This is a genomic window from Nonlabens ulvanivorans, assembly GCF_032922765.1.
GTDB classification, from domain to species: Bacteria; Bacteroidota; Bacteroidia; order Flavobacteriales; family Flavobacteriaceae; genus Nonlabens; species Nonlabens ulvanivorans.
On sequence record NZ_CP136694.1, the window covers coordinates 2,533,436 to 2,543,900 of the forward strand.

A 10,465-nucleotide genomic window follows, 5' to 3' on the forward strand; every position below is an offset into this window, starting at 1 on the left:
AGAATATAAAAAAGGGCAAACGTGAGTTTGCCCTTTTTTTATTTTTTGAAATAATCAATTATATCACCATCTCAGGAACTTCTCCTTCCACAATTAAGTTTCCTTCAGTAGCAGCTTTTATATCTTCAACACTTACACCAGGTGCTCGTTCTAGAAGCACAAATCCTTTATCAGTCACATCCATCACAGCCATGTTAGTGACTACTTTAGTAATACAATTGACTCCTGTAAGTGGAAGCGAACATCTCTTTAATAATTTAGAAGCTCCAGCACGATTGGTATGCATCATGGCAACGATGATGTTTTCAGCGCTTGCTACTAAGTCCATGGCGCCGCCCATTCCTTTTACCATTTTACCTGGTATTTTCCAGTTGGCTATATCACCATTTTCGGCAACTTCCATGGCTCCTAGGATAGTTAAATCTACATGCTGCCCACGAATCATCCCAAAACTCATAGAACTATCAAAAAAGCTCGCTCCTGGTAATGTGGTAATGGTTTGTTTACCTGCGTTAATTACATCGGCATCTTCTTCACCTTCAAAAGGAAAAGGTCCCATTCCTAATACTCCATTCTCTGATTGAAATTCTACGTCTATTCCTTGCGGGACATAGTTTGCGACTAGAGTAGGGATTCCTATTCCTAGGTTTACGTAATATCCGTCTTTTACCTCTTTTGCGATTCTTTGTGCAATTTGTTCTTTAGTCAACATAATGTAAATGTGCTAATTTGTTAATATGATGATGTGTTAATTTTATATAAACACAAAAATGGTATTATTAATTATCTGAGTTACATCCTACTTTTAGTAGTGGCTATAATTCTAGATAATAGTTTTTCAATTGTTTCTAACTGTTTCAGCAAATCGGGTTTAGGCGATATTAAGCTGTCTGATTTCGTGCATAGATATAGCCAATATCTCGTTTCAGAAGCTTTTTTGCTGCGATTTTTAATTTATGAACAAAGTCCTTTCTACTTTCAGCATTTTGTGATTCGTTAATGTTTGCTCCTATGCTTGTGCCACTTCTAAATAACTGACTAGATATTTCAAAATGCTTTTCTTTTTTCAAATTTGCCGTGAATGAAATAATTTCTAATGCAAACTCTGTCGATTTTTCTAAAATTACATTTTTCTGCATACCATTATTATTACTCATCAGCACATTAAAAATTAATCACGCTGTCTAACGGTTCTCTGTTCAATTCTCTTTTCGTACTTAGCTCCTTGGAAAATACGTTTTACAAAGATTCCTGGAATGTGGATTTGGTTAGGATCTAGAGTTCCTGCAGGAACTAGTTCTTCAACCTCAGCAACCGTGATTGTTGCCGCACCAGCCATTACCGGATTAAAATTGCGAGCGGTTCCTTTAAAAATAAGATTACCAGCCTCATCACCTTTCCATGCTTTTACAAAAGCAAAATCTGCTTGAAATGCATGTTCTAGAATATGTGGTTTCCCTTTAAAATCTCTTACTTCTTTTCCTTCGGCTACTTCAGTACCGTAACCAGCTGGAGTAAAGAACGCAGGAATTCCAGCTTGTGCTGCTCTACATCGCTCTGCCAGTGTTCCTTGTGGTATTAAATCTACTTCAAGTTCACCACTCAGCATTTGCCTTTCAAACTCGTCATTCTCTCCTACATAAGAGGATATCATTTTTTTGATTTGTTTCCCTTGTAATAGTAAACCTAATCCAAAATCATCTACTCCAGCATTATTAGATATACACGTTAAATCAGTAATACCTGTTTTTACCAGTTGTGCAATACTGTTTTCCGGGATTCCAGATAGGCCAAAACCGCCCACCATAAAGGTCATACCACTCTTAACGCCTTCCAGTGCTTCTTCTACACTACTTACCGTTCTATTAATCATGTAACTTTTATTTGCCTTAAAAATACAGTAATAATTCATTGTTATCAATAGCAAAACCTACCCAAAATAAGCAGTCGTGTGTTCTGATCATTTCCATAAATTGCAGTAAAAATTCTGTGCAGCATGATTATTAAAAGACATCTTATTGATCCATCGGTAGGTAGCAAAGGTTATTTCCCCATTAATTTATCTGTTGAGAATTCATTTTGGGATAAAAATGATGTGAGTGATATCGCAGTATTTGAACAATATCTAGCAGAAAAAAGAGATGAACATCAATCTTATGTTGCCCATGGTGGTTATCTAGAACAACGTGCCTTATATCGCAAAAATATTCGCTTTCAATCTGGAATTACTCGAGATGTACACATGGGAATCGATTTATGGGCACCAGCCGGCACTAGTGTTCATGCAGTAATGGATGGTGTTATTCACTCCTTTAAACATAATGATGATGCTGGTAATTATGGTCCTACCATAATTTTAGAACATGACTGGAATGGCCAAAAAATCTACAGCCTATATGGACACCTATCCATTAGTGATATGGTAGGTTGGGAAGTTGGATTCCGCTTTCGCGAAAGCGAGAAAATAGCAACTCTGGGAACTCCACAAGAAAATGGTGGTTACTCGCCACATCTACACTTTCAGGTAATGACAGATATGAGAGATTATCGTGGCGATTTCCCTGGTGTTGCTGCACAAGAAGAGTTGTCGAATTATGAAAATGTGATTCTAGATCCTAATCCGTTTATTTTTAACTAACGGTTTTATATATTTATAGAATGGATCACCAAGAATTACGTTCTATTCTCGCGCTTAAAAAAGCACCTCTTATAGGTGATATCATGGCCAAAAAGTTGATCAGAACCTTTGGTAGTGCGACGGCGGTTTTTGAACAATCGATGCGAGAAATAGCCGCAATTGAAGGAATAGGCGATAAAAAAGCACAGTTTATAAAGGCTACAGATTTATTTACCAAGGCTGATAAAGAACTGGAATACGTCCATAATGAAGGGATCACCACCAGAATATACTATGAAGACAATTATCCTGAACGCCTACAATACTGTGTGGATGGACCGATTGTTTTTTTTGAGAAAGGAAATATAGACTGGAACAATCCCTATACCTTAAGTATAGTAGGAACACGTCAGATCACCTCAACTGGTGCGGCTTTTCTAGAAAAATTTATAGAAGAAATTACACCGTTAAAACCTCTTATTATTAGTGGTTATGCTTATGGTGTTGATATTCTTGCACATCAACTGGCTATTAAATATGGTTTACAAACTGTGGCAGTAGTCGCCCATGGACTGAATCAAACTTACCCGAGAAATCACGAAGCTTACAATGAGCAAATGATGGCAAACGGTGGTTTTGTGACGGACTTTTGGCACACAGCAACCTTTGATAGAAAAAATTTTCTGGGTCGTAATCGCATTATCGCTGGATTGAGTGAGGCAACGGTTGTTATAGAAAGTGCTGCAAAAGGTGGCTCACTGGTTACCGCAGATCTCGCTGCTGGTTATAACCGTGAAGTTTTTGCTGTGCCAGGTCGTGTGAATGATAAGTATTCTATAGGTTGTAATGAGCTCATCAAACAGTCCAAAGCTCATTTACTCACTAAAGCGGCTGATATCCCATACATTCTAGGCTGGAAAGAGCGCAATACCGGTGTGCAAAAACAGCTTTTTGTAGAACTCAATGAGGACGAAAAACTGATTTACCGTTACTTAAAGGAAAACGAAAAAGAACTCCTAGACATCATAGCTATAAACATCAATAAGCCTGTTCATCAAGTAGCATCATTACTGATGAGCATGGAATTAAAAGGTGTGGTAAAACCACTGCCTGGGAAGATGTTTATGTTGGTGTAGTTAACAATAATGTAAAATGAGAAATACAATTCTAATACTAATTGCTTTAATAAATTTCAATCTGGCATTTTCAAAATGTAGGGCTTCTGAAATTAACTTTTATCCTTTGAAAAAAGAGATAAGCTTAAATCCAATGTTTGTCATTGAAGGTTATGGCAACGCTCAAAAAAAAATTAAAAGTTTTGAAGAACGTAAGGTGTTTTTGGAAAGTGAACATGGTGACTTAATTGAATTAAAATTAGTAGATGTTCTAGTTGGCGAAAAAAAATTAATGCAAGCTATATTCAAGCCTGCGATAAGTTTGAAAAAGAACACTATTTATTATTTAAGCTATGATAACCAAACTAAAGAGGAAAAGAAATTTGAATTAGTAAGATGGACATATAGTCCTACAAATAGAGAAAGAGTACAATGGAGAACTAGTAATTTATCGAAGAATAAACCACTAAGCAAAAACATCAATTTCATTTATAGTAGAAATACATTTTCTGATTACGATCATACAGAATCAGCAAATGCAATTTTTTTGATTAAAAATAAATCATCCTCTATTTATTGGGTGAAAACTGAAGTCGTAAGCACGATAACAAATGTATCTACTGTATATTATTTATATCTCAATGAAACAGATGAAAAACTAAGTGTAGGACATAATATTTGCTCGGGTGCTTTTAATTATAGCATTGAAGGTCGTTATAAAGTTAGATTTACTCCTATGAACTTGGATGGAGATTCGATAGGAACAACCGAATGGTATTCTTACGATAATCCTAAGTCAAGAAAAGATTAATATCCCAACTTCTCCCTAACACGTTTCAATGTAGCATTTGCGATTAAGGTAGCTTTTGCAGCACCTGCTTCTAAAGCAGCATCAATCTCGTGCTTATTCTCCATAAAGTGGTTGTAGCGTTCTCTAATAGGTCCAAATTTTTCTAAAATAGCCTCAAATAGAGCTTGCTTTGCATGACCATAACCATAATTGCCTGCCGCATAGTTTGCTCTCATTGCTGCAACTTTATCTTCTGTAGCGATTATTTTATACAGTGCAAATACATTACAAGTCTCAGTATCCTTAGGTTCTTCTAGTGGCGTACTGTCTGTTTCTATAGACATGACTTGTTTGCGCAACTTCTTATCTGCCAGGAAAATATTGATATAATTCCCTTTGGACTTACTCATTTTATCACCATCTGTACCAGGTACGAGCATCGTGCTTTCTTGAATTTTACCTTCAGGTTCTATGAGAGTTTCTCCCATTGCGTTATTGAATTTACCAGCTACTTCTCTAGTAATCTCTATATGTTGCAATTGGTCTTTCCCTACAGGTACTACCTGTGCATCATATAATAAAATGTCTGCCGCCATAAGCATAGGATAGGTAAATAATCCAGCGTTTACATCCTGTAAGCGGTCTGCTTTATCCTTAAAACTATGCGCTAGAGTTAATCGCTGATAAGGAAAGAAACAGTTTAAATACCAGTTCAACTCAGTTACCTGCGGTACATCACTTTGTCTATAAAAAGTAGTCTCATTTATGTCTAGACCACAAGCTAACCATGCTGCAGCTGTAGAATAAGTGTTTTCTCTTAAAGTCTCGCCGTCTTTAATTTGAGTAAGTGAATGCAAGTCTGCTATAAAAAGAAAAGCATCATTTTCTTTTTGTGCAGACATTTCTACAGCTGGTAATATGGCTCCTAATAAGTTTCCTAAATGTGGAGTTCCCGTAGATTGTACACCGGTAAGTATTCTAGTCATGGTAAATGTATTGAAATGCAAAGGTAAATTACTATCACTATTATGCACAAAGTATTAAGTACAATCTATTGTTTAAATAGAGCTTTTTCAAGTATTAATAATAGGAATGATTTAAAGTTCAAGACCACATCTGGATAAGCCTAATAGACTGTTTATGTTTTAGACGCCATAAATGGAACTTGTTAAGAGGTATTATATCTAATTCGATAAGCTCTTTATAACACTCTAGATTAAACGCTAGGAATCGATTGTTACCTCATAATTTCTTCTATTTTTGGTGGCTTGAAATGGTTGCGCTACATATTGATGCCTTTATACCGTATATGGTTCTATATACTGATGGGAGTTCCTATCATTATACTATTCCCTATACTGGTTGTGTTTACTATTTCAGAAAAAACTTATCATATCTTTTTTGCTATCGCTCGATTTTGGGCAGCTATAATTATTTACGGTATGGGTTTCTGGCCCAATATTAAACGTGAAGAGCCTATGCAAAAAGGGCAAGGTTATATGCTGGTAGCAAATCACACCAGCATGACAGATATTATGATCATGTTACTGGTTTCTAAAAACCCGTTTGTTTTTGTAGGTAAAGCTGAACTGGCCAAGATTCCTATTTTCGGTTTCTTTTATAAGCGCACCTGTATACTTGTAGATCGCAACAATCCCAGAAGTCGTAAAGCCGTTTTTGATAGAGCACGCGCTAGACTTTCTACTGGTGTCGGTATTTGTATTTTTCCAGAAGGTGGCGTACCTGATGATATGAATGTAACATTAGACTCTTTTAAAGATGGCGCTTTCAGACTTGCTATCGAACATGAAATTCCCGTATTACCAGTTACTTTATTTGATAATAAGCAGCGCTTTCCTTTTCATTTCTTCTATGGCGGACCAGGAAAAATGCGCGCTCTTACTCATAAAGCTATTGATACTGCTGGTATGAACATAAAGGAAGATAAAATACGCTTTCGCGAAAGCGTGAGAACGATCATCTTATCATCTCTAGAAAACGATCTTAAATAGAAAACCGCTCCATGGCACTGGAACGGTTCTCATCATCATTGCAAAATAATTGAGTTTAACTTAACCAACCTCAATATTCTTCTTTTTCAACTTAACTATTTGCGACCTGCAATGACCGGTCTATGGTTTAAAATCTGTAAGTGATACCACTATAGATACCTACATTAAATGGTTTAAAATCTGCTGTGTTTTCTTTTAATGCATTGAGCTGATATTTAAACATAGGCTCAACAGTGATACCTAGCTGATCTGTAAATAGGTAATCTATACCTAACCCAAAGTTTGCACTGTGATTAAAGGAGTTAAAATTATCATCTTCACCTAATTCTAATTTTGAAGTATTATTAGTAACGGCGATACTATTATCTGTAAGGAATAAAGCACTTAATCCACCCATGACGTTAACGCTCAACTTGCGGTCTAACAACTTATACTTTAATTCTAGTGGTACTTCTAGATAGCCTAATCGTTGAGATATTTCTCCTTGAAAACCTGTAAAGGTATTGTCTGATAAAAATTCTTGAGAAAAAGAACTGCCTAAATCTGCTGTTGAGACAGCACCTGGATTAGACACTGCATTTCTATCATAAGAGTTTACAGATAGTAATTGCACATCACCTGGTTGCACGGTAACACCATAGACAATATCGTTAGTCGTATAGCTTAAATTAACTTTATGCACACCTGTGCGCACAGATAAACGCGATGATAGATTGTAGCCTACATTAACACCATAACTAAGGTTTAATCCTGCTGCTTTATTATTATCTGCAAATTCTCGATCAATGGATGATCCACCCATCGTACTAGAGTAAATAGGTGCGATAACACTAGAAGCATTCCACTTCTTAAATGGAATTGCGTCTGCGTCTTTCTCATTTTCATCTTCTTCTTGCTGGGCGACAGCATCTTCTAAAGATTTACCTGTTAAGGTAGAGTCTTGAGGTATGGTAGTCGCTGCTATATCTGTATTTGATGGTAACGCTGTCTTAACCTGACCATCTTTATTCTCAGATTGTGCAGTGTTACTTGCAGAATTCTGACTGTGTTCATTTGAATTAGTAGCATTGATTGCTATATAAGGTCGTTTAGTAGATTGATTGATTGCAAATCTGGTTTCATCAGCATTTTTAATTGCTTTATTCTTAACACGGTTTATGTTATCACTGGATGGTTGATTACCAGATGTGGTTGTGTATGATGTCTTTTGATTAACTGAACTGCTATTATTAATAGTAGCTTTTTGAGATGCATCTTTACCTATGATTGCTTTATCACTATTTGAAGCAGTTGTGCCCGAATGGGCAACATTAGTTTTATCAGCTTCATTAAGTAATTTATCATCACTAGTTATTAAATCAGTATTTGATACTGTGTTTGAACTTGGATTATCTAAAACAAGATTATCATCAGCGTTGTTTTTATGAAATAAATTGTCCTTGTTAACCGCACGATCTAGCGTCTCTTCATCTGAAGAGTTGCTATTTACGTCATTAATTTCTGTAACAATTTGCTGGTCTACCTCTGTATTGTTTTTGAAGCTGGAATAACCATTATATGCTAGTGTAGTTAATAGAGCTATTCCGGCAGCAATCCCTATCCATTTAATCCATAGAGGAAATACCGCGACTGGTTTTTTACCATCGAGTTTTTTCTCAATATTATCCCAAGCAGCCATAGGCGGCGCTGCTTCAAAATCTTTGAAGCGTTCTTGAAATAAACGATCTATGTTCTTTTTATCACTCATTCTATTCAACTGGCGTTGCAATTGTTATTAATACGCCATTTATTAATCATTTCTTTTAAATGTTGTCTAGCTCTCGCGAGGTTAGACTTTGATGTTCCTTCTGTTATTTCCATCATGCTAGCTATTTCTTTATGAGAATAACCATCAAGAACGTACATTGAAAAAACCATTCTATATCTATCTGGTAATTGTTGTACCATATTCAATAGACTATTAAGGTCTATATCTTCTATTTCTTCAACCTCATCTTGCACATCTTTAATCTGATCTTCATTAACTAGATTAAAAACTTTTTTTTTACGATACCGTTGTAATGCGGTATTTACAGCAATCCTTCTACACCATCCTTCAAACGATCCATCATCTTTAAATTGACCTATCTTATTAAAAATGACAATAAAAGTATCCTGTAATACATCTTGTGCTTCTTCATAACTAGGTGCATACTTCAAACAGCTCGCAAAAAGGTTTCCAGAAAATCTATCATAGATTTCTTTCTGTGCCTTGCGATTATGCTTCTTGCATTCATTAATAAGTTCTTTTAGAACCACATGATACTGTTAAATTATTCCAATACAAAAACTGTATATTCTAAATAAGTTTCTTCATTATTAGGTCCTAGACCATTAAAAAATCTAAAAACATAACTACCATTACTAGCAGCTGTAAATCTTAAAGTTTGCTCTTCGACAATTACAGAATCACCGGTAGTACAATTACCAGAGTCTAATTGAGCTAATACGGTTGAGATATTGCGCACATTAAGATCTGCTGTTACATTAAAACCATCAAACACATGACAGTCAGTTGGTTTAGTATAAAAAACCGGTATGTCATAGGTCTCCCCAAAATCAAATGTTGAAGGCATTTGTACACTATCAACCGCTACTACACTATAAGAAACCTTAAGACCGTCATCCGAGATCTCGCAGCTACTTAAAGTAAGTAGACTCAAAATAGTGATTATTATAAAAAAATATTTCATGTTCATCTTCTTTATTCTACTGCATAGATGCATTAACTATTGAAAGGTTGCGTTAAGCTCATAAAAAAATCGCTTACTTTTTCCTTTACAGGTCAAAAGTAAGCGATAGATTATAATAGTTATAAATGTCTAACTGTTAACCAGCCTTATAGCTTCCATTATTTTAGCCTGCAATTCATCGGCTAGATCTGGATTATCTTTAAGGATATTTTTAACAGAATCTCTTCCTTGTCCTAACTTAGTGTCTTCATAAGAGAACCACGATCCTGCTTTATTGATAATTTCATACTCAACACCTAGATCAATAATTTCACCTAATATAGAAACACCTTCACCATACATGATATCAAACTCTGCAGTACGGAATGGTGGTGCTACTTTGTTTTTTACCACTTTTACTCGTGTTTTATTCCCTAAGACACTACCTGAGGTATCCTTTATTTGAGTAGATCTTCTAATATCTAATCTAACCGAAGCATAAAATTTCAATGCATTACCACCGGTAGTCGTCTCTGGATTACCGAACATGACACCAATCTTTTCTCTTAATTGGTTAATGAACATTACGGTACAATTAGTTTTGGAAATAGTACCTGTCATTTTACGTAATGCTTGTGACATTAAACGTGCATGAAGTCCCATTTTACTATCACCCATTTCACCTTCTATCTCACTTTTTGGAGTAAGAGCGGCAACAGAATCAATTACAATAATATCTATTGCTCCAGATCTTATAAGGTTTTCAGCAATTTCTAATGCTTGCTCACCATGGTCTGGTTGCGAAATAATCAGATTATCAATATCAACTCCTAACTTCTCTGCATAGAATCGATCAAAAGCGTGCTCTGCATCAATAAAAGCTGCAATACCACCTGCTTTCTGTGCCTCGGCAATGGCGTGTAATGTAAGTGTTGTTTTACCAGAAGATTCTGGTCCATAAATTTCTACTACTCTACCTCTAGGGTAACCGCCTACTCCTAGCGCAGCGTTTAATGCAAGTGATCCTGTAGGTATGCTTTCTACCTCAACAACTTGCTTATCGCCCATTTTCATAACGGCACCTTTACCGTATGCTTTATCTAATTTATCTAGTGTTAGCTTTAATGCTTTTAATTTTGCTTCCTTCTCTTTATCTTCTTTCTTATCTGCCATTTTAATTCTATTTGCTGTAAAAATACAACCCATTATTTATTAGAACA

Annotated in this window: 12 protein-coding genes; 4 read left to right on the top strand and 8 right to left on the bottom strand. The window is 35.7% G+C overall.

Going from position 1 to position 10,465, the window contains the following annotated elements:
* Positions 1-58: 58 nt before the first annotated feature.
* The 3 genes from R1T42_RS11490 to R1T42_RS11500 form a co-directional block, all read right to left on the bottom strand.
* Positions 59-712, bottom strand: coding sequence for a CoA transferase subunit B (locus R1T42_RS11490; RefSeq protein WP_317290418.1), 654 nt, complete (start codon positions 710-712; stop codon positions 59-61).
* Positions 713-881: 169 nt separating this feature from the next.
* A complete protein-coding gene (locus R1T42_RS11495) occupies positions 882-1,157 on the bottom strand; it encodes a four helix bundle protein (protein WP_317290419.1) in 276 nt (91 codons plus the stop codon).
* A gap of 14 nt (positions 1,158-1,171) precedes the next feature.
* Complete coding sequence (locus R1T42_RS11500; RefSeq protein WP_317290420.1) at positions 1,172-1,873, bottom strand: CoA transferase subunit A; 702 nt, start codon at positions 1,871-1,873, stop codon at positions 1,172-1,174.
* 123 nt (positions 1,874-1,996) lie between these two features.
* Here R1T42_RS11500 and R1T42_RS11505 point away from each other — a divergent pair, with 123 nt between their 5' ends.
* The 3 genes from R1T42_RS11505 to R1T42_RS11515 all read left to right on the top strand — a co-directional run bounded on the left by R1T42_RS11505 (position 1,997) and on the right by R1T42_RS11515 (position 4,543).
* The gene (locus R1T42_RS11505) at positions 1,997-2,638 is read left to right on the top strand and encodes a peptidoglycan DD-metalloendopeptidase family protein (protein ID WP_317290421.1); all 642 of its coding nucleotides are present in this window, start codon (positions 1,997-1,999) and stop codon (positions 2,636-2,638) included.
* 20 nt (positions 2,639-2,658) lie between these two features.
* Complete coding sequence (gene dprA / locus R1T42_RS11510; protein ID WP_317290422.1) at positions 2,659-3,753, top strand: DNA-processing protein DprA; 1,095 nt, start codon at positions 2,659-2,661, stop codon at positions 3,751-3,753.
* A gap of 106 nt (positions 3,754-3,859) precedes the next feature.
* Entirely contained in the window at positions 3,860-4,543 is a 684-nt protein-coding gene (locus R1T42_RS11515) for a hypothetical protein (protein ID WP_317290423.1), read from the top strand.
* Here the strand turns inward: R1T42_RS11515 and trpS are convergent.
* Entirely contained in the window at positions 4,540-5,508 is a 969-nt protein-coding gene (gene trpS, locus R1T42_RS11520; RefSeq protein WP_042295080.1) for a tryptophan--tRNA ligase, read from the bottom strand. The genes R1T42_RS11515 and trpS overlap by 4 nt on opposite strands.
* Before the next feature lie 339 nt (positions 5,509-5,847).
* Here trpS and R1T42_RS11525 point away from each other — a divergent pair, with 339 nt between their 5' ends.
* The gene (locus R1T42_RS11525) at positions 5,848-6,534 is read left to right on the top strand and encodes a lysophospholipid acyltransferase family protein (protein ID WP_317290424.1); all 687 of its coding nucleotides are present in this window, start codon (positions 5,848-5,850) and stop codon (positions 6,532-6,534) included.
* Positions 6,535-6,661: 127 nt separating this feature from the next.
* Here the strand turns inward: R1T42_RS11525 and R1T42_RS11530 are convergent, their stop codons facing one another.
* The 4 genes from R1T42_RS11530 to recA all read right to left on the bottom strand — a co-directional run bounded on the left by R1T42_RS11530 (position 6,662) and on the right by recA (position 10,451).
* Positions 6,662-8,281, bottom strand: coding sequence for an outer membrane beta-barrel protein (locus R1T42_RS11530; protein ID WP_317290425.1), 1,620 nt, complete (start codon positions 8,279-8,281; stop codon positions 6,662-6,664).
* A gap of 5 nt (positions 8,282-8,286) precedes the next feature.
* On the bottom strand, positions 8,287-8,832 hold the full coding sequence (locus R1T42_RS11535; protein WP_317290426.1) for an RNA polymerase sigma factor: 546 nt from the start codon (positions 8,830-8,832) through the stop codon (positions 8,287-8,289).
* A 14-nt stretch (positions 8,833-8,846) separates the two neighbouring features.
* On the bottom strand, positions 8,847-9,266 hold the full coding sequence (locus tag R1T42_RS11540; protein ID WP_146128637.1) for a hypothetical protein: 420 nt from the start codon (positions 9,264-9,266) through the stop codon (positions 8,847-8,849).
* Between the two features lie 129 nt (positions 9,267-9,395).
* Positions 9,396-10,451 carry a recombinase RecA gene (gene recA, locus R1T42_RS11545; protein WP_305082492.1) on the bottom strand — a complete coding sequence of 352 codons (1,056 nt, stop codon included), beginning with the start codon at positions 10,449-10,451 and terminating at the stop codon, positions 9,396-9,398.
* Positions 10,452-10,465 lie beyond the last annotated feature (14 nt).